General features: G+C 56.3%; 25 protein-coding genes and 2 tRNA genes. 10 read left to right on the top strand and 17 right to left on the bottom strand.

Annotated elements, in window-relative coordinates; all coding sequences use genetic code 11:
• Both mgsA and FHW04_RS01035 read right to left on the bottom strand, forming a co-directional pair.
• Window positions 1–459, bottom strand: a complete 459-nt coding sequence (gene mgsA / locus FHW04_RS01040; protein WP_031376110.1) for a methylglyoxal synthase — start codon at window positions 457–459, stop codon at window positions 1–3.
• 69 nt (window positions 460–528) lie between these two features.
• Window positions 529–1,170 carry a YccT family protein gene (locus FHW04_RS01035; protein ID WP_089561075.1) on the bottom strand — a complete coding sequence of 214 codons (642 nt, stop codon included), beginning with the start codon at window positions 1,168–1,170 and terminating at the stop codon, window positions 529–531.
• Between the two features lie 176 nt (window positions 1,171–1,346).
• On the opposite strand from FHW04_RS01035, the gene FHW04_RS01030 reads away from it, so the two are divergent.
• Window positions 1,347–1,760, top strand: coding sequence for a CoA-binding protein (locus tag FHW04_RS01030; protein ID WP_069728126.1), 414 nt, complete (start codon window positions 1,347–1,349; stop codon window positions 1,758–1,760).
• Between the two features lie 36 nt (window positions 1,761–1,796).
• Here FHW04_RS01030 and hspQ read toward each other — a convergent pair whose 3' ends face one another.
• Both hspQ and rlmI read right to left on the bottom strand, forming a co-directional pair.
• A complete protein-coding gene (gene hspQ, locus FHW04_RS01025; protein ID WP_031376107.1) occupies window positions 1,797–2,114 on the bottom strand; it encodes a heat shock protein HspQ in 318 nt (105 codons plus the stop codon).
• 59 nt (window positions 2,115–2,173) lie between these two features.
• Window positions 2,174–3,364, bottom strand: a complete 1,191-nt coding sequence (rlmI, locus tag FHW04_RS01020; protein WP_046288409.1) for a 23S rRNA (cytosine(1962)-C(5))-methyltransferase RlmI — start codon at window positions 3,362–3,364, stop codon at window positions 2,174–2,176.
• Window positions 3,365–3,449: 85 nt separating this feature from the next.
• Between rlmI and yccX the strand changes: the two genes are divergently transcribed.
• On the top strand, window positions 3,450–3,728 hold the full coding sequence (yccX, locus tag FHW04_RS01015; protein WP_031376106.1) for an acylphosphatase: 279 nt from the start codon (window positions 3,450–3,452) through the stop codon (window positions 3,726–3,728).
• A gap of 13 nt (window positions 3,729–3,741) precedes the next feature.
• Here yccX and FHW04_RS01010 read toward each other — a convergent pair whose 3' ends face one another.
• Entirely contained in the window at window positions 3,742–4,068 is a 327-nt protein-coding gene (locus FHW04_RS01010) for a TusE/DsrC/DsvC family sulfur relay protein (RefSeq protein ID WP_031376105.1), read from the bottom strand.
• A gap of 107 nt (window positions 4,069–4,175) precedes the next feature.
• Complete coding sequence (gene yccA / locus FHW04_RS01005; RefSeq protein ID WP_031376104.1) at window positions 4,176–4,829, bottom strand: FtsH protease modulator YccA; 654 nt, start codon at window positions 4,827–4,829, stop codon at window positions 4,176–4,178.
• A gap of 220 nt (window positions 4,830–5,049) precedes the next feature.
• Between yccA and FHW04_RS01000 the strand changes: the two genes are divergently transcribed.
• The 3 genes from FHW04_RS01000 to agp all read left to right on the top strand — a co-directional run bounded on the left by FHW04_RS01000 (window position 5,050) and on the right by agp (window position 7,273).
• Window positions 5,050–5,137: transfer RNA gene (locus FHW04_RS01000), tRNA-Ser, on the top strand.
• 72 nt (window positions 5,138–5,209) lie between these two features.
• Window positions 5,210–5,297: transfer RNA gene (locus FHW04_RS00995), tRNA-Ser, on the top strand.
• Between the two features lie 272 nt (window positions 5,298–5,569).
• Window positions 5,570–7,273: a bifunctional glucose-1-phosphatase/inositol phosphatase gene (gene agp, locus FHW04_RS00990; protein ID WP_094106254.1), complete on the top strand. Its 1,704-nt coding sequence runs from the start codon at window positions 5,570–5,572 to the stop codon at window positions 7,271–7,273.
• Between the two features lie 65 nt (window positions 7,274–7,338).
• Here agp and FHW04_RS00985 read toward each other — a convergent pair whose 3' ends face one another.
• Genes FHW04_RS00985 through wrbA form a run of 3 tightly spaced genes read right to left on the bottom strand, consistent with a single transcriptional unit; the run spans window position 7,339 to window position 9,616 of the window.
• Complete coding sequence (locus tag FHW04_RS00985) at window positions 7,339–8,712, bottom strand: NAD-dependent succinate-semialdehyde dehydrogenase (RefSeq protein ID WP_031376102.1); 1,374 nt, start codon at window positions 8,710–8,712, stop codon at window positions 7,339–7,341.
• Between the two features lie 53 nt (window positions 8,713–8,765).
• Window positions 8,766–8,996: a YccJ family protein gene (locus FHW04_RS00980; RefSeq protein WP_031376101.1), complete on the bottom strand. Its 231-nt coding sequence runs from the start codon at window positions 8,994–8,996 to the stop codon at window positions 8,766–8,768.
• Window positions 8,997–9,016: 20 nt separating this feature from the next.
• The gene (wrbA, locus tag FHW04_RS00975) at window positions 9,017–9,616 is read right to left on the bottom strand and encodes an NAD(P)H:quinone oxidoreductase (RefSeq protein ID WP_089561074.1); all 600 of its coding nucleotides are present in this window, start codon (window positions 9,614–9,616) and stop codon (window positions 9,017–9,019) included.
• 302 nt (window positions 9,617–9,918) lie between these two features.
• Here wrbA and FHW04_RS00970 point away from each other — a divergent pair, with 302 nt between their 5' ends.
• On the top strand, window positions 9,919–10,095 hold the full coding sequence (locus tag FHW04_RS00970) for a general stress protein (RefSeq protein WP_069728130.1): 177 nt from the start codon (window positions 9,919–9,921) through the stop codon (window positions 10,093–10,095).
• A 94-nt stretch (window positions 10,096–10,189) separates the two neighbouring features.
• A complete protein-coding gene (locus tag FHW04_RS00965; protein ID WP_046288407.1) occupies window positions 10,190–11,113 on the top strand; it encodes a DMT family transporter in 924 nt (307 codons plus the stop codon).
• Here the strand turns inward: FHW04_RS00965 and rutG are convergent, their stop codons facing one another.
• The 6 genes from rutG to rutA are packed head-to-tail and all read right to left on the bottom strand — an operon-like array spanning window position 11,114 to window position 16,076.
• Window positions 11,114–12,442 (bottom strand): pyrimidine utilization transport protein G, encoded by a 1,329-nt coding sequence (rutG, locus tag FHW04_RS00960; protein WP_089561073.1) that lies wholly within the window; start codon window positions 12,440–12,442, stop codon window positions 11,114–11,116. It lies immediately after the preceding gene.
• A 55-nt stretch (window positions 12,443–12,497) separates the two neighbouring features.
• Window positions 12,498–13,013, bottom strand: coding sequence for an NADH-dependent FMN reductase RutF (gene rutF, locus FHW04_RS00955; protein ID WP_031376098.1), 516 nt, complete (start codon window positions 13,011–13,013; stop codon window positions 12,498–12,500).
• A gap of 20 nt (window positions 13,014–13,033) precedes the next feature.
• Window positions 13,034–13,843, bottom strand: a complete 810-nt coding sequence (gene rutD, locus FHW04_RS00950; RefSeq protein WP_031376097.1) for a pyrimidine utilization protein D — start codon at window positions 13,841–13,843, stop codon at window positions 13,034–13,036.
• On the bottom strand, window positions 13,843–14,238 hold the full coding sequence (gene rutC / locus FHW04_RS00945; RefSeq protein WP_069728134.1) for a pyrimidine utilization protein C: 396 nt from the start codon (window positions 14,236–14,238) through the stop codon (window positions 13,843–13,845). The genes rutD and rutC overlap by 1 nt, the downstream gene beginning before the upstream one ends.
• A 24-nt stretch (window positions 14,239–14,262) precedes the next feature.
• The gene (gene rutB / locus FHW04_RS00940) at window positions 14,263–14,985 is read right to left on the bottom strand and encodes a pyrimidine utilization protein B (RefSeq protein ID WP_031376095.1); all 723 of its coding nucleotides are present in this window, start codon (window positions 14,983–14,985) and stop codon (window positions 14,263–14,265) included.
• Complete coding sequence (gene rutA, locus FHW04_RS00935) at window positions 14,985–16,076, bottom strand: pyrimidine utilization protein A (protein WP_089561072.1); 1,092 nt, start codon at window positions 16,074–16,076, stop codon at window positions 14,985–14,987. Before rutA ends, rutB begins: the two co-directional genes overlap by 1 nt.
• Window positions 16,077–16,383: 307 nt before the next feature.
• On the opposite strand from rutA, the gene rutR reads away from it, so the two are divergent.
• Window positions 16,384–17,019 carry an HTH-type transcriptional regulator RutR gene (gene rutR / locus FHW04_RS00930; protein ID WP_069728137.1) on the top strand — a complete coding sequence of 212 codons (636 nt, stop codon included), beginning with the start codon at window positions 16,384–16,386 and terminating at the stop codon, window positions 17,017–17,019.
• A gap of 37 nt (window positions 17,020–17,056) precedes the next feature.
• Window positions 17,057–18,031 carry a metal-dependent hydrolase gene (locus FHW04_RS00925; RefSeq protein ID WP_089561071.1) on the top strand — a complete coding sequence of 325 codons (975 nt, stop codon included), beginning with the start codon at window positions 17,057–17,059 and terminating at the stop codon, window positions 18,029–18,031.
• Between the two features lie 43 nt (window positions 18,032–18,074).
• On the opposite strand, the gene cycA is transcribed toward FHW04_RS00925, so the two are convergent.
• Window positions 18,075–19,472, bottom strand: a complete 1,398-nt coding sequence (gene cycA / locus FHW04_RS00920) for a D-serine/D-alanine/glycine transporter (protein ID WP_069728138.1) — start codon at window positions 19,470–19,472, stop codon at window positions 18,075–18,077.
• 286 nt (window positions 19,473–19,758) lie between these two features.
• On the opposite strand from cycA, the gene FHW04_RS00915 reads away from it, so the two are divergent.
• A complete protein-coding gene (locus FHW04_RS00915) occupies window positions 19,759–20,454 on the top strand; it encodes an extensin family protein (RefSeq protein ID WP_069728139.1) in 696 nt (231 codons plus the stop codon).
• Between the two features lies 1 nt (window position 20,455).
• Here FHW04_RS00915 and FHW04_RS00910 read toward each other — a convergent pair whose 3' ends face one another.
• On the bottom strand, window positions 20,456–21,130 hold the full coding sequence (locus tag FHW04_RS00910) for a DUF4396 domain-containing protein (protein WP_046288405.1): 675 nt from the start codon (window positions 21,128–21,130) through the stop codon (window positions 20,456–20,458).
• Window positions 21,131–21,498: the final 368 nt, after the last annotated feature.

Below are 21,498 nucleotides of genomic sequence, written 5' to 3'. Positions count from 1 at the left end.
TTACTTCAGGCGTTCTGCCATGTAGCGCTGATAATCGGGGATCATAATATCGACCGCGCCGGCAAACAGTGGCGACTGAATAATGAAGTCGGCGGTTGAGCGGTTGGTGGCGACCGGAATGTTCCACACGGTCGCCAGGCGCAGCAGCGCTTTGACATCCGGATCGTGCGGCACCGCATTCAGCGGGTCCCAGAAAAACATCAGCGCATCAATTTTGCCTTCGGAGATCATTGCGCCAACCTGCTGATCGCCGCCCATCGGGCCACTCAGCATGGCGTTAACGGTTAAACCGGTATGCCGATTGATCAGCGTGCCGGTGGTGCCGGTGGCGTAAAGGGTATGCGGTTCGAGAGCGGCCTGGTTTTGTTTAACCCAGTCGAGTAACGCGGCTTTGCAATGGTCATGGGCGACCAGTGCGATATGTTTTTTTATGCCAAGGGTACGAACGGTTTGTTCCATAAAGGCTTCCTGATAAGTCTCATGCGGAAGAATCGGTGGCATGAGTTTACCCCTGGCCTTTCCTCTCTATCAACTCGTACGCAACATTTTGACCAGCGTCATAAACTGCTGGCGGGTTGCTTCATCGAAACGCTGAAACCAGCGATGTAGCGAGGGCAATTCCGCCTGGGTGGTCCAGGCAAGATCGGCAGTTAACCGGGCGGAGGGGGCGGAACTCTTTACCTGCCGGGCAAACTGCGGCACGGAGGCGACCTGACCGGTGCGATTATAGTTGAGCATCGCCTTTTCCATATCCGCGGTGGCGCTGGCCGGCAGATGGTCACGCATACTGATAATCTCTTTGCCGTGCTCATCCACCAGCTGGAAATTGAGGCTGCGATCGAAATGGTAACGCTCGCGTTTCGTCTCCAGTGGCGGCAGCTTAATGGTGATGGTTTTGGCGGCGGCGGTAAACGTAACGATCATCGGTACCGACTGGTAGCGCTGAACCATATCCGGCCGATCGTTGCGCTGCTTTTCAACCCGAAACAGAAACTGATGCTGACCGCGATCCAGCTCTAAGCTGTCAGCGCCTTTGAGGAGCGAGCCTGAAATTTTTCGGCCATCCAGCACTAACAGGTCAATCTGCGGATCGAGCTTTAAGGTGATGGCAGAACAAGACGCCGAGACGAGGAGTGTTAACAACCCCGTGACAGCCAGCGACAGCTTCATTTCAACTCCAGTAGCAGTGGGCGCAAGGGAAGGTGTGTAGCAAATTCTTACATTATGGCAGTTAATTTACATTTGAACATATTTATTCGTGCGCCGGTTCAATTAATTTCGCTGCCGGCTTAGCCGTGAACCACCAGGCCAATCTACACTCAACGCAGGCCAGAAAGGAGATAACAATGAACGATCAGACAATTCGTGATGTGCTGACACGCACCCGGCGAATCGCTTTAGTGGGCGCAAGCGACCGCCCGGAGCGCCCGAGTTATGGGGTGATGAAGTATTTACTCGATCAGGGTTACGAGGTGATCCCGGTCAGCCCGAAACTGGCGGGTAAAACGCTGCTGGGACAGCAGGCTTATGCCACCCTGGCTGAGGTGCCCGGGAAAATCGATATGGTGGATGTGTTTCGCAATTCTGAAGCCGCATGGGGCGTCGCGCAGGAAGCGATCGCGGCGGGCGCGGATACGCTATGGCTTCAGTTGGGGGTGATTAATGAACAGGCGGCGGTGCTGGCACAGGATGCGGGCATGACGGTGATTATGGATCGCTGCCCGAAGATTGAGATTCCGCGTCTGGGAATCACGCGTTAACAGAGCAGACGTGGCGGCAAACCGTGCCGCCACAGATTAATGTCGCAGATGGGGGGCCTGCAATTGCTGGCGGACTGACGCAGCCAGTTCATCCATTGACGGCTGTTCCGGATGCTCAACGCTGGTTTCACCGGCAAGCTGAATCTCAGCAACGTAGGTATGCACCTGATCGCCTTCCTCATCTTCCATCACTACATGATACCAGGGCGCGCTGCGCAACTTCTCTTCTGCGCCAACGTCTTCAATTTTAGGCTCATCTAACGAGTATTCCGGATCGACATCGACGATAACGCCCAGCACACCGGACAAACGATGACGAACCTGCTGACCAATACCAAATTTACTGGCAATCATAGTGACCTCCGAAAAAAGTACTCCTGATCCAATATGGGGTCAGGAGCCACTTTTTCAAGTCACATTACCCGGCAGGCGAAACCTTTCAGGTAGAGACCTTCCGGATAGCTGGCAATGACTGGATGGTCAGCCGCCTGACGGAATTGCTCAATGAACTGCACCTCATGTCCGGCATCCAGCGCCGCGTCGGCAATGATCTTCTGGAACAGATCGGTCGCCATCAGGCCGGAGCAGGAGAAGGTCAGCAAAATGCCGCCTGGGTTGAGCAACTGGATAGCCAGCATATTAATATCTTTATAGCCACGACAGGCGCCCATCAACTGGCTTTTATTCTCAACGAATTTCGGCGGATCCATGATGATCAGATCAAACTTTTCGCCCGCGTCACGGTAACGACGCAGCAGTTTGAAAACATCATCCCGTTCGAAACGGGCGCGTGACACGTCCAGTTGGTTGAGTTCAACGTTCTGACGCGCTACATCCAGCGCATCCTGTGAGGTATCAACGCTGATCACTTCTTTACAGCCGCCCATCAGGGCAGAGACGGCAAATCCACCGGTATAGGAAAAGCAGTTCAGCACCCGGGCATCTTTGGCGTAGCGGCGCGTCGCCAGACGGCTGTCGCGCTGATCGAGGTAATAGCCGGTTTTATGGCCGCCCTGAATATCCACCAATAGCTTCATACCATGTTCGGTAATCGGCAGCAGCGGCGGCGGGATCTCACCGGTGACGGTGCCCTGCGCCAGTTCCAGTCCCTCTTTTTTACGCACCGCAACATCAGAGCGGTCATAGATGGCGCAGCCCGGGAAGCAGTGCTGCAAGGCCGAGATAATCGCCGGACGCTGATATTCCGCCCCGGCAGATAACAGCTGCATCACTAAAAAGTTGCCGAAGCGGTCGATGGTGACGCCGGGTAAACCGTCTGATTCACCGGCAACCAGCCGGTAGCTATCCAGACCATCTCGGGCAGCCAGCCATTCGCGCCACTGTTGCGCCTGTTCAAAACGGCGGACAAAGAAGGCGATGTCGATGGATTCATCAGCTTGCCAGCTCCAGACGCGGGCACGGATCTGCGACTGAGGTGACCAGGCGGCACGGGCCAGCCATTTACCGTTACTGTCACAAACATCAATGGTTTCGCCCAGTTGCGCTTTGCCTTCCATACGGGCAACCGCACCCGAAAAGACCCAGGGGTGGCGACGGAGCAGGGACTTTTCACGTCCCTTCGCGAGAATCAATCTGACTGTCATAGTTTGCTATGCTTACCTGAAAAAATGAGGCGCCATTGTCCGGTGGATAACGGGAAATTGCAACGAACAGCAGCAGGAGTGAAAAATGTCAGTAGCCTGTGTCAAAGCGTGGGTTCACGGTCGCGTACAGGGCGTCGGTTTTCGTTACAGCACTCAGGCCGAGGCAAAAACGCTCGGCGTGCAGGGCTATGCGCGTAATCTGGACGATGGCAGCGTTGAAGTGCTGGCCTGCGGTGAGTCTGAACAGGTTGATGCGTTAATCAGCTGGCTAAAAGCGGGCGGGCCGCGCAGCGCCCGGGTTGACCAGGTGCTGGTAGAACCACATCAGCCCGCTCAGCCACCGCGCGGTTTTACCACCGGCTGACTAAAAGTCCGGGTTACAGGCATTTGGCCGGTTTGGGCAGACCAGCGATTTTGGTCGCCTGTTTGGCCGGCCCTTCAGGAAACAGCCGAAACAGATAGCGGCTGTTGCCTTTCTCTTCGCCATATTTCTGTGCCATTGCTTTAACCAGCATCCGCACCGCTGGCGAGGTGTTGTATTCGAGGTAAAACGCCCGCACAAAATTCACCACTTCCCAGTGTGCTTCGGTCATCACAATACCTTCCTGGTCGGCGATTTGGCTGGCCAGTGCCTCACTCCAGTCGTCACGATGCTTCAGATAGCCTTCGGCATCGACGGCGATTTCGTTACCGTTGAAATTCACGTTCGGTCCTCTTGATTAATTACGGCGTATTTTACCAAATTCGCTCACCGGAAAAAGCAAAAACCCCGCCGAAGCGGGGTTGAGCAGATTTCGCGGGCAGTGACCGGTTAGTTACTGCGCGAGAAGCCGAGGATGCTCAGCAGGCTGATAAAGATGTTATACAGCGAGACATAGAGGCTGACCGTTGCACGGATATAGTTCGTTTCGCCGCCGTGAATGATATTGCTGGTTTCCCATAAAATCGCACCGGCTGAGAACAGAATAAACAGTGCGCTGATAGCCAGATGCAGCGCCGGCAGTTGCAGGAACAGGTTAGCGATAACCGCCACCAGCAGCACGACAAAGCCGGCCATCATCATTCCGCCGAGGAACGACATATCGCGGCGGGTGGTCAGCACATATGCCGAACAGCAGAAGAACACCAGCGCAGTACCGCCCAGCGCCAGCGCAATCACATCGCCCATGCCGGCAGTCAGGAACGAACTGAGGATAGGACCAAGGCAATAGCCAAGAAAGCCGGTAAAGGCGAAAGCGGCCAGAATACCCATCGGGCTATTGGCCAGACGGTACGTCAGAAACATCAGACCGTAGAAGCCGACCAGCATCAGGATCAGTCCTGGTGCAGGCAGGGCCAGCAGTGTACTGGCCGTAGCGGTTACCGCCGAGAAGGCGAGCGTCAGGCCGAGCAGAAAATAAGTATTACGCAGGACCTTATGGGTCGTCAGCAGTGACGACTGCGATGAAGTAACAATTCTTTCCATGTTGCGCTCCTTTTAGCAGAACACTAAATATGCGCTGAGAATACGCAGTGCAATAATGAGGGAAAAGGCGTTTTACCCTTCTTTACGCGTTATTCCGCTAATTCTTTGAGCAGAGTGGCGATTTTGACATCGAATAACAGCAATTTGACTGTTTTTCAGGCGAATGAATTGATCGATGCTTTACATCGCTAAACGGGATGTTTATAGTGCGCGTCATTGCGGAGGGGTGGCCGAGCGGCTTAAGGCAGCGGTCTTGAAAACCGCCGATGGGAAACCATCCGAGAGTTCGAATCTCTCCTCCTCCGCCACTTTATCTGCTCAGGCGATAAAGCGGCAAAATGTCTGATGATGATTTTGCTTATGCAGTAATGTTACAAAACGGAGGGGTGGCCGAGCGGCTTAAGGCAGCGGTCTTGAAAACCGCCGATGGGAAACCATCCGAGAGTTCGAATCTCTCCTCCTCCGCCACATTTTACAGAACAGGCCAGCACAATGTGCTGGCCTGTTCTGTTTCTGCGATCCGTCTTCCGCATTTCCGAAATTCTCCCGTTTAGCTTTCTGATGAGGGCGGCAGCGTTCATCTGCCCGGCGCATCTCTGCTATAGTCCACTCACTGTTTTTGTAAACATCTGGCGATTTTCCTGGATGAGCTGGGTTACACTGTTTAGCACTTCGCTCTGAGGCGAGCTAATCGGTTGATAGCCAGAGTGTTTCTCTACTGAATGAATGGAATAGGCACAATGATCAAGAAACTGAGTCTTTGCGCATTATCAGTGCTGGCAGCATTACCTGTCGGAACGGTAGCCTTCGCCGCTGATGGCGATATGCAACTGCAACAGGTGCTGATGTTAAGTCGACATAATTTGCGTGCGCCGCTGGCGGATAATGGCAGCGTGCTGGAGCAGTCGACTAAAAAAAGCTGGCCGCAATGGGATGTGCCCGGTGGACAACTGACCACCAAAGGCGGCGTGCTGGAAATCTACATGGGTAACTACACCCGTCAGTGGCTGGCGCAACAGGGTCTGGTGCAGAATGGCAGCTGCCCTGATAGCAATAACGTCTTCGTTTACGCCAATAGCCTGCAGCGTACCGTCGCCACCGCCCAGTTCTTTGTGAATGGTGCCTTCCCGGGTTGTGATGTTGCCGTCACCCATCAGGACGCGATGGGAACCATGGATCCTATCTTCAATCCGGTCATCACCGATGGCAGCGAAGCGTTCAACAAGCAAGCGCTGGCTGACATGGCTGCCGCTAATGAAAAGCTGGCGCTGAAGCCCGCTTTCCAGCGACTGGAAAAGATCGTTGACTACAAATCCTCTCCGGCGTGTAACAACAAAAAGCAGTGTGATCTGAGCAGCGGCCAGAACAGCTTCAGCGCGGAAAATGGCAAAGAACCAAACGTCAGTGGCCCGTTAAAAGTGGGTAACTCGCTGATGGATGCCTTTACGCTGCAATATTATGAAGGTTTCCCGCTGGATCAGGTTGCCTGGGGCCAGATCAAAACGCCTGAGCAGTGGAAAGAGCTGTCTGCGATTAAAAATGGTTATCAGGATACGCTGTTCACCAGCCCGACGATTGCCCGGGAAGTGGCGGCCCCGCTGGTGGATTACATCCGTAGCCAGTTAGTCGATCAGGACAAGGCCAATGCGCCAAAAGTGACCCTGATGGTTGGCCACGACTCCAACATCGCCTCCTTACTGAGTGCGTTGCAGGTGAAGCCGTATGAGCTGCCTGATACCTATGAAAAAACGCCGATTGGCGGTCAGGTGGTATTTGAGCGCTGGCACGATGCCAAAAATGATAAAGATCTGCTGAAGGTCGAGTACGTTTACCAGACCGCCGATCAGTTGCGTGATGCCGATGTACTGAGCCTGAAAAATCCGCCGAAGCGCGTTACTCTGCAACTGACCGGTTGTCAGACAGATGCGAATGGCTATTGCAGCTGGGATCAGTTCTCGCAGGCGTTAAATAGCGCGCTGCAGGGGACCCCAATGCAACCTGCGGCCGCACCAAAACCGGCAGCGGCTCAGCCTGACAGCGATGCGGCACCGGCTGCTGCAGCGGCTAACAGCGCAACCGATAAGCCGGCTGACAACGCGAAGGCCGACAAAGCTGACGCCGATAAAGCCAAAGCAGAGAAGGCTGAAGCGGACAAAGCAGACGCTGAAAAAGCGAAGGCAGAGAAAGCTGAAGCGGACAAAGCAGCCGCTGAAAAAGCCAAAGCAGATAAGGCAGCGGCTGACAAAGCGGCAGCCGAAAAAGCCAAAGCAGCAGCCGATAAAGCAGCAGCCGATAAAGCGGCGGCCGAGAATGCCAAAGCAGAGAAAGCAGACGCTGAGAAAGCCGCGGCTGAAAAAGCTAAAGCCGACAACGCGACAGCCAGCCAGGCCCCAACCGCCGCGCAAAGCAACGACGCGAAATCAGTGGCAACGGCAGCGCAGTAAGTTTTCCTGCCGCGGTAAAATAAAAAACCCCGTCGAAACGGGGTTTTTTTATGGCTGACGTCCGGTTAGCCGGCGACCACCACCAGCTTCTGATTGGCAAATTCTTTAATGCCGAGGTCTGACAGCTCACGGCCATAGCCGGAACGTTTAACCCCACCAAACGGCAGCTCTGCCGAGGTATCACTTTGCGAGTTGATGAACACCATGCCGGTTTCAATCGCTGACGCCAGCTTGCGACCACGGGCGATATCGCGGGTCCAGACCGAGCCGCCTAAACCGTAGTGTGAATCGTTGGCCAGCGCGATAGCAGCCTGATCGTCACCAACCACGTAGACCTGCGCAACCGGGCCGAAGAACTCCTGATAATAGGCCGGGTTATCCGGCGTAATACCGGTGAGCAGGGTAGGCTGATAGTAACAGCCCACGCCCGCGACCGCTTTGCCGCCGGTGACCAGCTGCGCGCCATGCGCCACGGCTTCGTCCACCTGTTTCACCAGACGGTCACGCGCATCACTGGACGAAAGCGGGCCCAGCGTGGTTTTCTCATCCAGCGGATCGCCCAGCGTGACGGAACTCAGCGCCGCGCTAAACTGACTGATAAAACGATCGGCAATTTTTTCATGCAGGATAAAGCGCTTGGCAGCGGTACAAACCTGACCACAGTTGCTCAGGCGAGCCTGCACGCCCTGACGCACCGCTTCATCGAGATCGGCATCATCCAGCACGACAAAAACATCGTTGCCGCCCAGTTCGAGAGTCGACTTTTTCAGATGCTTACCGGCCTGCTCTGCGACTGCGCTGCCTGCCCGTTCCGAACCGGTCAGCGCCACGCCCTGAACCCGCTCGTCGGCAATCAAATCCGCAACCTGATCGGTCGAGATAAACAGGTTAGTCCAGGCACCTTCAGGCGCACCGGCTTCGCGGACCAGCTTTTCAAACACGTCGGCACAGTGCGGGACGATATTGGCATGTTTCGCCAGCACCGGATTACCCAGCGCCAGGTTAGGTGCCAGCACCCGCATCAACTGGTAATAAGGGAAGTTCCACGGCTCAACCGCCACCAGCACACCAATCGGATGATACTCAACCCAGGCTTCGCCCAGTTCACTAGGGTAGGGCTGCGGTTTCAGAATACGTTCGGCGTTTTCAGCATAGTAGCGCGCAATCTGCGAACAAATTTTTACTTCGCCGCGGCTTTGACCAATCAGCTTGCCCATCTCTTTACTGGCGATGGTGGCCAGCTCTTCCGCACGGCTATCAATCAGATCAGCCAGTTTGTGCAACACCTGCAGACGCGGCTGAATATCGCCTTTGCTCCAGTCTGAGTGGTAAAGGCGATCGGCGACCTCCAGAGCATGGCTGACGGCCGCCTCATCATGGGAGGGCCAGCTTTTCAGCACCTGGTTGTTCGCGGGATTAATGCTTTGATAGGAAGACATAGCGTGCTCCTTGGTCAGTTAAAAAGTCGAGGCGGGAAATTCCCGCCCCTGAATTACACGTTTTTTCGTTCTACTGTTTTGTCATCCCAGGTCAGGACATCTTTATCGGTTTTTTCAAAGGCGCGAATCAGCACGTCGTCACTGCCTTGCTGGCGCCAGATCTCTTCTGCAAGCCGCTCATCGTAATTTGCCACTTCGAAAATGGCCTCGGCGATTTCAGGCGAGGTATGACGCAGACTGGCCCATTCGCCAACGTGATGTGCTTTTGCTTGTTCAGTAGCCATAATGTTCTCCTTCGATGAAATCAGTCCTTCAGTTTTACGGTCAGCCCGGCAACGTGCTCACCCTGATAGCGGGCGATGTTCAGTTCCTCTTCCGTGGGCTGACGTGAACCATCCCCGCCCGCCAGGGTAGAGGCACCATAAGGCGTACCGCCGCGAGTCCGGGAAATATCAAACAACTCCTGCGTGCCGTAGCCGATCGGGACAATCACCATGCCGTGATGCGCCAGGGTGGTCCAGACCGAGGTAATCGTCAGCTCCTGGCCGCCGCCGGTGCCGGTTGAGGTGAAAACGCTGCCGACCTTGCCATGCAGCGCCCCCGATGCCCACAGTCCACCGGTGCGATCCCAGAAGGTGCGCATCTGACCTGACATATTGCCGAAGCGGGTCGGGGTGCCGACGATAATGGCGTCATACTGCGTCAACACCTCAGGGGTTGCTTCTGCAGCCGCCTGATTGGTTTTACCGCCCACCTGCGCAAAGCGCTCGGCATCCATGGTTTCTGGCACCCGCAGGATATCCACTTCCGCACCAGGCACCCGACGAGCGCCTTCTGCAACCGCGTTCGCCATCGTTTCGATATGTCCATACATTGAGTAGTAGAGCACCAGAATCTTAGCCATTGATCTCTCCGGGTCGGTTTGACGTCCTGAAAAGTATAGAAGAGCTTTCGTTTCACGTGGGCGAAGCGCGGGTCAGGCGTTCGGCAGTCGGGTAATAAACCGCCAGGCAATCGGTTGTAAGGCGACAGAATGTGCGTTGTTTAATCAAACTGAGGGTGAATAGTCTGTTGCTAAATGTGACTGTCGCAGGAGCAAAAACAGAAATTGGCTATTCTTTAAGCATGGCTGAAAGCGGTGCTATTGCCGTCAGCCACAGGTTGCTTTCTTTCCTCATTTATCGCGTTACGCGACAGGAGTAGACCATGGCATCACATCGTGGAGGTTCAGGAAATTTCGCCGAAAACCGTGAACGTGCTGCAGAAGCGGGGCGGAAAGGCGGTAAAAACAGCGGCGGGAATTTCAAAAACGATCCGCAACGCGCTGCCCGTGCTGGCGAAAAAGGGGGGCGCAGCAGCAGTAAAAAAACCGATGATGAATAAACCTCTGTTCCGCCGGTAAACACCGGCGGTCAACGCCGTTGCTTTTCCTCTGTTCACTCCGCACAATAAGCCCGAATCCATCATCAGGTGAATTATGTCGGACGCACTCCGCGGTTTATCCCTGCGCCTTACGCGCCAGGAGCTGGTATTACTGTTTATTACCATGGTCTGGGGCGGCACCTTTCTGGTGGTGCACCGTGCGATGCAACACTCCGGTCCCTTTTTCTTCGTCGGGCTGCGCTTTGCTACGGCGGCGCTGCTGCTGGCACTGTTTTTCCGCCGTTATCTGGCCGCTATCAGCTGGCTGGAAATTAAAGCCGGCACCCTGATTGGCCTGTCGATTGCCGGAGGTTACGGCTTACAAACCTGGGGAATGCAGACCATCTCCAGCAGCCAGTCGGCGTTTCTCACCGCGCTCTATGTGCCGGTGGTACCGCTGCTGCAATGGCTGTTTTTACGCCGTCCGCCGGGGCTGATGTCGTGGATCGGTATCGTGCTGGCATTTACCGGCCTGTTGCTGGTAGCCGGGCCGCAGGATGGCCGCATCAGCCTGAACGCCGGTGAACTGGCGACCCTGCTCAGTACCCTGGCGATCGCGGCCGAGATCATCTTAATCAGCCGCTATGCCGGTCAGGTTGATGTCCGCCGGGTTACTCTGATACAGCTGGCGGTGGCATCACTGTGCGCTTTTGCGTTGATGATCCCCAATGGTGAAACGGTTCCGGTGCTTTCGACGCCGCTACTGCTCAGCGCGCTGGGACTTGGCGCAGCCAGCGCCTTAATTCAGGTCACGATGAACTGGGCGCAGCGCAGCGTTTCACCGACCCGGGCGACGGTGATTTATGCCGGTGAACCGGTCTGGGCGGGTGTGGTCGGGCGGATAGCGGGTGAGCGTTTGCCAGCCCTGGCGTTGCTGGGCGGGGCGCTGATTGTCTGCGGCGTGATTGTCAGTGAGCTGCGGCTGAAACGGAAGAAGGCGGTGCAGCCAGCGACCACACCGCAGGAATCGCAGGAATAGTTAGCCCTCCTGTCGCGCCAGTGGCTTATCCGGTAGCGTCACGCCGCGTCGGCGCAGAATCGCATTAAGGATAATGGCGCCGAAGGTGGCGGTGCCGATACCGCCGAGGGTAAATGAACCTATCTTCAGCGCAAAGTCACCGGCACCTAGCACCAGCGTGGTGGCGACCATAATCAGGTTGCTGTTCTGGCTGAAATCAACGTGATTTTGAACCCAGATGCGAGCCCCTGCCACCGCAATCAGCCCAAACACCACAATCGATGCTCCGCCAATTACCGGCGCCGGAATCGTGTGGATTAGCGCGCCAAACTTCGGCGAGAAACCGGCCAGAATGGCAATGATCGCCGCGGCGACAAACGCCAGCGTTGAGTAGACTTTAGTCACCGCCATCACCCCGATATTTTCTGCATAGGTGGTTACGCCGCTGCCGCCGATCGAGCCGGAGAGTATTGTTGCCAGACCGTCGCCGACAAATGCCCGCCCCATATACGGGTCAAGGTTACGTCCGGTCATTCCCGCCACCGCTTTCAGGTGACCAAGATTCTCCGCCACCAGAATGATCGCTACCGGCGCGATCATCACCATCGCCTGCAGATCAAAAGCTGGCGCGGTGGTGTGCGGCAGGCCAAACCACGGTGCCTGCGCCAGCAGCGTAAAGTCGACCGGCTTGCCCAGTCCCAGCCCGTTGGTCAGCAGAGCATAGAGAGCCCACGCCACGATCAGCCCAATCAGGATCAGCAGGCGCTGTATCATGCCGTGCGTAAATACCGCCACCACGCCAATACAGAGCACCGTCATTACCGCCACCCAGCTGTCAAACGAGGATCCGGATACGCCATGCACCGCAATCGGGGCCAGATTCAGCCCGATGGCCATCACCACCGCGCCCGTCACCACTGGCGGCATCAGGTTTTCAATCCAGCGGGTACCGGCTTTCATCACCACCAGCCCAATCAGGGTATAAACCAGGCCACAGGCGATTACGCCACCCAGCGCCACGCTGAGATTAGGGTTCAGTCCCTGACCGCTGAAACCGGTCACGGCGATCACCACCCCGACAAACGCGGCGCTGGAGCCAAGGTAACTGGGCACCCGACCGCCGGTAATCAAAAAGAACAGCAGGGTGCCAATCCCCGACACCAGAATCGCCAGGTTAGGGTCCAGGCCCATCAGCAACGGCATCAGTACCGTTGCGCCAAACATCGCGACTGCATGTTGCAAACCAAGAATCAGCGTTTGCCCCATCGGCAGCGTTTCATCCGGGGCAATAATGCCGTTTTCACTCAGTGCCGACTTCTTTTGCCATTGCGGGAACCAGGAACGTGCCATCGTATACTCCAGAAAGTGATGAATGCCGGGGCCAGGCCTGCGGAAGGCTGGCGGATTAACAGGCTTCCTGCCGCATAAGCGGATGATAACCGCGGTCAAACCATGCCAGACCGTGGGTATCGTCGTTACGCACCAGCGCCAGCACCTCACAGAACAGAATGTCGTGGGTGCCGACGCTGACAATCTGGCTGATACGACAGTCAAACGAGGCGACTGCGCCGCTCAGCACCGGCGAACCGGTAATCGCTGTTGACCATTCGGCAGCAATAAAGCGTTCGGCCATCGGCGTCTTGCCGCCGAACAGGTTGGATAAGGTTTCGTGGCCTGCCGCCAGGGTATTGACGCACAGCTGACGGTTTTCACAGAACACCGGCCAGACCGAGGCGGAACGATTGAGGCAGACCAGCAGGGTAGGTGGCGAATCGGTAACGCTGCAGACCGCAGAGGCAGTAAAGCCAGCACGACCGGCCGGACCTTCGGTGGTGATGATATTGACGGCGGCACCCAGCCGCGACATGGCGTTACGAAACTCAGTTTTCTCTACCACAGGCGCAAGATGATTCGGATTCATCGCGTTCTCCACAAAAAGGGTTACCCGGCGACGCGTGCCAGTGGCTGCACGTCATCGGTATCATCCAGCCACTGCACCAGCAGGGCATTAAAGTGATCGGCATCGGTTACGCTCATCGCGTGGCCACCCCATGCCATTACCTGCTCCGAGGCGTTCGGCAGCGCCGCCGCCAGCTGAGCGGAACAGCTCCAGGGCACCAGCAGATCGTCCTGACTGCAGATCACCAGCGCCGGCTGGGGAATAGCGGCGGCACGCGTGCTAAAATCAGCGCTCATCAGGGCGTGCAGACGCCGCATCAGGTTCTCCATTCCCTGGAAATGGGCAATGTGATGACTGTCTTCCTGTTCCAGCCGGGTCTGATGCTGCGCCATCCATTCAGCCGGATAGAGAAACAGCGGCTGGGCACGCACAAAGGCTTCAACGCCGACGTTAAGCAACAGATCCTGGCGCACCTGAAAGCAGCGGCGCGTGTGGGGATGCAGCGTCAGCCAGCCATTGATTACCACTATCCGTTCAACCCGCTCCGGATAATCCAGCGCCAGTTGCAAACCCACCAGCCCGCCGAGCGCATGACCGATCAGGCTAAAACGCAGGATTCCCTGCTGCGCCAGCGCGGCGGCCAGCTCTGCCGCCATCATCGCCATGCTGTAACCTTCCGGCAGGGTATCGGCGCTGCGGCCGGTACCGCGCTGATCGTAGAGCACCACCCGGTAACGGGCGGTCAGGGCAGCCAGCTGCGGCTGCCAGAAGCCCGCCACGCCACCCAGACCGGAAGAGAGCACCAGCGTCGGGGCATCCGGCGACTGCAGGCCAAGGATATCCAGCTGCATCAGACCTCCTGTTTGCCGATGTGCGCCACGCTGGCGATTTCAATCAGCGCATCGGGTTTGACCAGCCCGCACTGAATACAGAAGCGGGCCGGTTTATCACCGGGAAAATAATCGGCATAGACCTGATTCACCGCCGCGTAATTGGCCCAGTCGGTAATGAATATCGAGTTGAACGTCACGTCCGCCATATTGCCGCCGGCGGTTTCAATCACCTTCTTGATGGTTTCCAGTACATGGCGGGTTTGTGCCGCAGCGTCGCCAACGTGCACCACGTTATTATCAGCATCGAACGGTAACGTACCCGAAACGTACACCACGCCGTCGGCCAGCGTGCCGGGCACGAAAGGGGCGATGGGGGTGGTGGTTCCCGGCGGAATAATCACGCTTTTTGGCATAACAACTTCTCCTTTTTGAATCGCTCAGCGGGAATCGGCAGGTTTCAGGCTCTCGCAGAAGGTGGCAACGTCCGACACCCAGCCAAAAAACGTTTCGATATTAAACAGGGCCGCCTGCTGCGCAAAAGCAGGTCCGGCCTGATAAGTCGCGTCTTCCAGCACCACGCCGAAATACTCAAGGAAGAAACCGTCACGCAGTGTCGATTCGACGCAGACGTTAGTCGCAATGCCGGTGAAGATCAGATGACGGATACCGCGGCTGCGTAACATGCTGTCGAGCGGCGTATTAAAGAAGCCGCTGTAGCGTGGTTTCGGCAACACAATGTCGCCCGGCTGCGGCACCAGCTGATCCACCAGCGCATAATCCCAGCTGCCTTTCGACAGCAGCGTGCCGTGCAGTTCCGGGCGTTTGCGCATGGTTTTCAGCGCATTCGATTTGTGAAAATTGGGTGAACCGGCATCGCCAGCTTCGACGTAATCCGCATCCCAGCCGTTCTGAAACCAGATAATCTGGATGCCTGCTGCCCGGGCAGCGGTCACCGCCTGTGCGATGCTGGCGATCACCGGCTGGGTGGCAGAGACATCAAACCCGGCCAGATCCAGATAGCCGCCTTCGGTGGCGTAAGCATTTTGCATATCCACCACAATCAGCGCGCTCTGGCTGGGTGGAAAGGCGATCGGTTCGGGACGCGCCGGCAGCTCAATCTGCGGCACGTCTGGGGTATGGGCGCAATAAACCGTACTCATCAGGCCACCTCCTGTTGGGCTTCCAGCAGGGCACTGCGGCACTGCATCAGCGGTTGAATATGTTGACCAAAGTCTTCGATGCCCTGCAGGAAATCATCAAACGTCAGCAGCACGCCATGGGTGCCGTCCACCTGCGCCACCTCATCCAGCATCCGCGCCACGCTGGCATAAGAGCCGACCAGCGTCCCCATATTGATGTTGACCGCCGAGGTGGGATCGGCCATCTGGCGCACGTTGGTGTCGCTGCCTGATTTGGTGTCCTGCTGGCTTTGGGTGGTCAGCCAGGAGAGTGCCTCTTCATCGGCACCGGCTTTGTAGTGTTCCCATCGGGCGCGGGCTTCTTCATCGGTCGCAGCCGCGATAATCATAAACAGCACATAGGAGCCGACATCGCGTCCGGCTTTTTCCGCGGCCTGCTTCATCCGCGTGGAGGTCGCGCTGAATGCGGTAGGGGTATTCACGCCTTTACCAAAGCAGAAGTTGTAATCGGCGTGCTGGGCGGAAAATGCCATACCGGCATCACTCTGACCGGCGCAGATTACCTTCATCGGCCGCTGCGGTTGCGGGCTGACCCGGCAGTCATTCATGGTGAAAAAATCGCCCTTGAAGTCAGACTTGCCGGTGCCCCACAGATCGCGCAGCACGGTAACGTATTCGGTCAGATAGGCATAACGGCTGCCGAAGTACTCATCGCCCGGCCATAATCCCATCTGCTCATATTCGGGCTTCTGCCAGCCGGTCACCAGGTTGACGCCAAATCGGCCATTGGAAATCGAATCGATGGTGGCGGCCATGCGCGCCACAATAGCCGGGGGCAGCGTCAGCGTGGCCGCCGTCGCGTAGATCTCAATGCGAGAGGTCACGGCTGCCAGGCCCGCCATCAGGGTGAAGGACTCGAGGTTGTGATCCCAGAATTCGGTCTTACCGCCGAAGCCGCGCAGTTTGATCATCGACAGCGCAAAGTCGAAATGGTAATGCTCCGCTTTCAGCACGATCGCTTTGTTCAGTTCAAAGGTCGGCTTGTATTGCGGTGCATGGGATGAAATCAGCCAGCCATTGTTACCAATCGGAATAAAGACGCCTATCTTCATGTGAAACCTCTATGCAGTCGGGGGAGGACATTTCACGCGCGGCACTGCTTCCTGCTTCATCCCTGAGGGGCTGCGCTCAGTCACAATTCTGCAAACTGTGTGCCACTTTTTTTAATGCAATAAATAACAACAGGTTAAACTTAACCCAAAAGAGGTAACCAGAGCAGATGGTCCATTTCGGACCGTTTGGTCAAAATTCGCTGCACATTTTCCATGCAGGCTGAGCGAAAAAGGTGCAGGCGGTGGATTGGGCAGGGCGGAAGCACTTTGCTATGATGCGCTGACACAAGAGGGATGAGGTAAACGTGTGAAAACCGATGAAAAAAAGCCAACGCGTCGTTCGCGTGCCGTCGCCGCGAAACGTGCTGCCATTCTGGAGGCGGCATTGGCGTTCTTCTCACAGTTTGGCATTCATGGCACCAGCCTCGATAAGGTGGCAGAACGGGCTGACGTCTCTAAAACCAATCTGCTCTACTATTTCCCCTCTAAAGAAGCGCTGTATGTGGCGGTGCTGAAACAGATACTGGATGTCTGGCTGGCTCCGCTGCGGGCGCTGGCGCACGATCAGGATCCGCTGGTGGCGATTCGCCGCTACATCCGCCTTAAGCTGGAAGTATCACGCGATCACCCACAGGCCTCGCGGCTGTTTTGCCTGGAGATGTTGCAGGGCGCACCACTGCTTAAAGGTGAACTGGCGGGCGATCTGAAACAGCTGGTGGATGACAAAGCGGCGATTATTGAGCGCTGGATTGATGAAGGCCGGCTGGCAGGTGTCCAGCCGCAACATCTGATCTTCATGCTGTGGGCCACCACCCAGCACTATGCCGATTTTGCCAGTCAGGTCGAGGCGGTCACCGGTCAGACGCTTAACGATCCCGATTTTTTTGATCAGACGGTCAGCAACGTGCAGCGCATGATTATTGAAGGGATTCGGGTGCGCTGACTGACGCCGGATCGACCGTTCGCCACGGAGTAAAACCATGGATTCTGTTTCGCAGTTGGTGCTGGGTGCCGCGGTCAGCGTGGCGGTAATGGGACGACGGGTGCCGGTCTGGCAGGCTGCAGTGGTCGGTGCCGTCTGCGGCACCCTGCCCGATCTTGATGTGTTTATCGATCATGGCGATGCGATACGCAATATGACGCTGCATCGTACCGAAAGTCATGCGCTGCTCTATCTCACGCTGATATCGCCGCTGATCGCCTGGCTGGTGGCCGGACTGTTCCGCCACCGGGTGAGATGGCCGGCATGGTGGCCCGCCATCTGGCTGGCGCTGATTACCCATCCGCTGCTCGATTTAATGACGGTGTATGGCACCCAGCTTGGCCTGCCGCTGACCGATCATCCCTATGCGATTAGCAGTATTTACATCGTCGATCCGCTTTATACGCTGCCGCTGCTGATTGGCGTGGCGCTGGCGCTGTGGCGGCGCAGTGAGCGCGGGCTACGCTGGAACCGGATTGGCCTGACCCTGAGTACGCTCTACCTGCTGTGGAGCGTGGCGATTCAGGGCGTGGCGGCAGGGCAGATCAAGCAGGCGCTGGTCCGGCAGGGGATCCCAACCGATAAGGTGCTGGTGACCCCGACCGCCTTCAACAGCCTGGTGTGGCGCAGCGTGGTGATGACACCGGACCGCTACGGTGAGGTTTACTGGTCACTGCTGTCGCCACGGCGTCCGCTGCAGGTGGTATGGCGACCCCGTCATCCTGAACTGTTTGATGCGCTGCGTGGAAACGGGTATGCCGAGCGGGTCGCGTGGTTCAGCCACGGTTTTTATGCGATGGCGGAACGCAACGGGCAGATTACCATTGCCGATCTGCGGATGGGGGAAGGCGATGATTTCACCTTTACCTTTAACCTCGGTAGCCCACAACAGCCCGATCCACAGCCACAGCGGCTGCCGTCGGAGCGGCCTACTTTGCAGGCGGTGTTCTCGACACTGTCTCAGCGGCTATAAAAAAGCCCGGTCAGTGACCGGGTTTTTTATTGCCAGCAGGCGGTTAGCGTGGTTGACGGCGGCGGCGCACCAGCCAGCCCATCGTCAGCAGCGCAAACCACAGCGGTGTCACCATCAGGGCCTGGCGCGTATCTTCCTGCAGGGTCAACAACACCAGCACGAAAGCGAAGAACGCCATGCAAACCCAGCACATGAACTTGCCCATTGGCATTTTAAAGCCGGACTGGGCATGACGCTGCGGGTACTTTTTACGGTAGGCCAGGTAGCTGCACAGGATGATGGTCCAGACGAACATGAACAGAATGGCGGAAACGGTGGTCACCAGGGTGAATACCGTCATCACGTCCGGGATCAGATAAATCAACGCTACGCCAGCCAGCAGACACAGGCAGGAGAAAAGCAGGCCGGTGGTCGGGACCGCGCGCGCTGACAGGCGGCCAAAGGCACGGCTGGCCACGCCCTGCTGCGACAGGCCATACAGCATACGGCTGGTCGAGAAAATACCGCTGTTAGCGGAGGAGGCTGCCGAGGTCAGGACCACGAAGTTGACGATACTGGCCGCAGCGGGCAGGCCAATCAGCACAAACATTTCAACGAACGGGCTACGGTCGGCCATCACCTGGGTCCAGGGCGTCACCGCCATGATCACCATCAGCGCCAGCACGTAAAACATAATAACCCGCAGCGGAATGGCGTTAATCGCGCGCGGCAGCACTTTATGTGGATCGTGCGTTTCTGCCGCGGCGGTGCCGACCAGTTCAATGCCGACAAAGGCAAACACCGCAATCTGGAAGCCGGCAAAGAAGCCGCTCAGCCCTTTTGGAAACAGCCCACCGTGATCCCAGATATTACTCAGCGAGGCGGTGCCGCCGCCGGGTGAGGGATAATGCATCGATACCAGCACAATGCCGGTAATGATCAGCGCCACAATCGCCACGATTTTGATGATCGCGAACCAGAACTCCATCTCACCAAACAGTTTGACGGTCGCAATGTTGAGCGTCAGGAAAACCACCACGCACAGCAGGGCGCTCATCCAGATCGAGAAGCCGGGAAACCAGAGCTGGAAGTACGCGCTGATAGCAACCACATCAGCAATGCCGGTCACCACCCAACAGAACCAGTAGGTCCAGCCGGTAAAATAGCCCGCCCAGGGGCCGAGCAGGTCAGCCGCAAAATCGCTGAATGATTTGTACTCAAGATTGGACAGCAGCAGCTCGCCCATTGCCCGCATCACGAAGAACAGCATAAAGCCGATGATCATATAAACAAAAATGATCGAGGGTCCCGCCAGGCTAATGGTTTTACCGGAACCCATGAACAGGCCGGTACCGATAGCACCACCGATGGCGATAAGTTGAATATGGCGATTATGCAGGTTGCGCCGCAGTTTATCCGGGCCTTCCTGCGCGAGTGGCGCGTCTTTAGATTGATCAACCATGGAATTGTCTTTCCTTTCTTGATGTTGTGTCAGCTCTGCTGGCTGTTACTGAATGGCGTCGCCCGAAGGCAAGCCGGCATAAGATAGTGGAAGTCACCCTAAAGCCGGTAACGGTTTTTTATCAATTGTGACCATTGCCGCTCAATCAGGTGGCAGCAAAGCGTTACGCGGGTTAATCCTGCGGCAGGCTGGGTAATTTTTCATCACGTTGTGTCAGGTTCAGGGCGTGACGAGGATTGTACTTCTACACTTTCTGTTGGTTATTCATCATGCTGCGAGAGGGACTATGCGCACGCTTATTCTGTTTTTGCTGTTGATTGCGCTGGGATGGGTCAGTTTACCCTGGCTAAAACAGCATCTGCCGCCGCAATTTAATCCCTTTATTCCGCTGTCGGTGACGGACCCGCCGGGCTGGATGACGCAACTCAAAATGAAACGGCTGGCCGGCGATCCTGCCGCCTGTCTGGCGGTGATGCGGCGCGCGCAGCAGGCGGGCTGGGTCAGCTTCAGCGAAAGACCGCCGCTACGGGGCAACTGTCCCCTTGCCGATCCGTTGCGTATCCAGAAATTTGGCCCGGTCAGCCTGAGCAGCAGTTTCCTTGCCAGCTGCCCAATGGCGGTTGCCAGCACCATGTACGCCTTACGCAGCCGTGAACAAACCCTGCAGCAGATGCAGAGCCCGCTGGTGCGGATTAGCCACGTCGGCAGTTATGCCTGTCGCAATATTTATCATCGGACCGAAGGGCGATTGAGCGAACATGCGACGGCTGATGCCTGGGATGTGACCGGCTTTCAGCTGGCCAATGGTCAGCGGCTTACTGTCAGCCAGCACTGGCAGCAGCCTACGGACAAAGCCGCAATGCTGCATACGCTGTGGCGTGGCGGTTGCCAGGTGTTTGGCAATGCGCTGGGACCCGACTATAACGCCGCCCATACCACCCATTTTCATCTGGGCATGCGCGGCGCGGGGTATTGTCGATAAATCATAAAACAGGATTAATACCGCGTTTGATTATGAAATGATTTGCTGGCCACGAAAAAACAAATCCAGTCATCATCGCGAGTTGCAGCATAAACCAGAAGAGCGTCCGCGACGGATTGATCTGCTGATGCAGCACAAATTTCAGGGCCAGCGCCATAAAGAAAAAAATGCCGGCCTGACAGATCAGCAGCGGAAAGGCGCTGCGTTTAAATGCCAGCGACAAGCGCTGCCAGAATGATTTTTTTTCATGTTGAGGCAGGGAGAAAAATTGAAAAAGCAGCAGTAACAGGAAAGAGAGTAACAGCGAAATTGCTGCCTGTTGCCAGATCAACAGCGGTATTTTCAGATAGTTCAGCAGCGTGATAATTGGTAAGGTTAGCGCCTCAGCTAAAATACAGGCGGCGGCTGAGATGGCGGTGGCGATAAATAGCGCTTGCCAGCCACGATAGCGGGACGATTTGGGCGAAATCAGTAACGCTGCTTTTAACTGATGTCGGGGAATCCGGCCGAGATACCACCAGGCCAGCCAGCCGATAAACGGCAGATAAAGCCCGGTGAGTGGCCAGATCAGGTTCATCAGTCTGCCCGGCTGACGGTAAAGGAAAATATCCTTGGTAATCATCAGCGCGGTGCAAACGCCGGACACCAGAAAGAGTAAAGCCCACTGATTTAGCATCGTATGCTCCCGTGGCGGGTTAATCCATGTCGTGTTGAAACGCGCGTCTGACGGCTGTTTTCGTCCCGAATCTTAAGCGGTTAGTCACGGTGACCGCAGATTAAGCGTAGTCTCAGGATTACCAGAGTGAAATGCATGCTTATTTCCTGATGAAAAATATGTTGAACATCAACCTTTACCGCTTCGCTTATTCAGCACCTATTTAACCTGCTGTTTAACCATAAATTACTGGCGCTCAGGAAATAACTTTTTATCTGGACTGAGACTTTTGCAACGCTGCTGAAAAAATCGAATGAAACATAATGATTGAAATTCCATCGGAAAAATCTTATTCTCCACTGATGATTGAAAGTTACACCGGACGGCCT

Source organism: Pantoea sp. AN62 (assembly GCF_050432985.1).
Lineage (GTDB): Bacteria > Pseudomonadota > Gammaproteobacteria > Enterobacterales > Enterobacteriaceae > Pantoea > Pantoea brenneri.
This window is presented reverse-complemented; position numbering and strand designations above follow the sequence as displayed.

Excerpts from the sequence above, each read along its gene's own strand:
- FHW04_RS00910 (WP_046288405.1), bottom strand. The coding sequence starts at position 21,130 with ATGCTAAATCAGTGGGCTTTACTCTTTCTGGTGTCCGGCGTTTGCACC.
- FHW04_RS00985 (WP_031376102.1), bottom strand. The coding sequence starts at position 8,712 with ATGTCTTCCTATCAAAGCATTAATCCCGCGAACAACCAGGTGCTGAAA.
- FHW04_RS00915 (WP_069728139.1), top strand. The coding sequence starts at position 19,759 with ATGCGCACGCTTATTCTGTTTTTGCTGTTGATTGCGCTGGGATGGGTC.
- rutB (WP_031376095.1), bottom strand. The coding sequence starts at position 14,985 with ATGAGTACGGTTTATTGCGCCCATACCCCAGACGTGCCGCAGATTGAG.
- FHW04_RS00965 (WP_046288407.1), top strand. The coding sequence starts at position 10,190 with ATGTCGGACGCACTCCGCGGTTTATCCCTGCGCCTTACGCGCCAGGAG.
- FHW04_RS01035 (WP_089561075.1), bottom strand. The coding sequence starts at position 1,170 with ATGAAGCTGTCGCTGGCTGTCACGGGGTTGTTAACACTCCTCGTCTCG.
- yccA (WP_031376104.1), bottom strand. The coding sequence starts at position 4,829 with ATGGAAAGAATTGTTACTTCATCGCAGTCGTCACTGCTGACGACCCAT.
- FHW04_RS00925 (WP_089561071.1), top strand. The coding sequence starts at position 17,057 with ATGGATTCTGTTTCGCAGTTGGTGCTGGGTGCCGCGGTCAGCGTGGCG.
- rutF (WP_031376098.1), bottom strand. The coding sequence starts at position 13,013 with ATGAATCCGAATCATCTTGCGCCTGTGGTAGAGAAAACTGAGTTTCGT.
- wrbA (WP_089561074.1), bottom strand. The coding sequence starts at position 9,616 with ATGGCTAAGATTCTGGTGCTCTACTACTCAATGTATGGACATATCGAA.
- cycA (WP_069728138.1), bottom strand. The coding sequence starts at position 19,472 with ATGGTTGATCAATCTAAAGACGCGCCACTCGCGCAGGAAGGCCCGGAT.
- rlmI (WP_046288409.1), bottom strand. The coding sequence starts at position 3,364 with ATGACAGTCAGATTGATTCTCGCGAAGGGACGTGAAAAGTCCCTGCTC.
- rutD (WP_031376097.1), bottom strand. The coding sequence starts at position 13,843 with ATGCAGCTGGATATCCTTGGCCTGCAGTCGCCGGATGCCCCGACGCTG.
- mgsA (WP_031376110.1), bottom strand. The coding sequence starts at position 459 with ATGGAACAAACCGTTCGTACCCTTGGCATAAAAAAACATATCGCACTG.
- FHW04_RS01030 (WP_069728126.1), top strand. The coding sequence starts at position 1,347 with ATGAACGATCAGACAATTCGTGATGTGCTGACACGCACCCGGCGAATC.
- rutG (WP_089561073.1), bottom strand. The coding sequence starts at position 12,442 with ATGGCACGTTCCTGGTTCCCGCAATGGCAAAAGAAGTCGGCACTGAGT.
- rutC (WP_069728134.1), bottom strand. The coding sequence starts at position 14,238 with ATGCCAAAAAGCGTGATTATTCCGCCGGGAACCACCACCCCCATCGCC.
- rutA (WP_089561072.1), bottom strand. The coding sequence starts at position 16,076 with ATGAAGATAGGCGTCTTTATTCCGATTGGTAACAATGGCTGGCTGATT.
- agp (WP_094106254.1), top strand. The coding sequence starts at position 5,570 with ATGATCAAGAAACTGAGTCTTTGCGCATTATCAGTGCTGGCAGCATTA.
- FHW04_RS00980 (WP_031376101.1), bottom strand. The coding sequence starts at position 8,996 with ATGGCTACTGAACAAGCAAAAGCACATCACGTTGGCGAATGGGCCAGT.
- FHW04_RS00970 (WP_069728130.1), top strand. The coding sequence starts at position 9,919 with ATGGCATCACATCGTGGAGGTTCAGGAAATTTCGCCGAAAACCGTGAA.
- yccX (WP_031376106.1), top strand. The coding sequence starts at position 3,450 with ATGTCAGTAGCCTGTGTCAAAGCGTGGGTTCACGGTCGCGTACAGGGC.
- hspQ (WP_031376107.1), bottom strand. The coding sequence starts at position 2,114 with ATGATTGCCAGTAAATTTGGTATTGGTCAGCAGGTTCGTCATCGTTTG.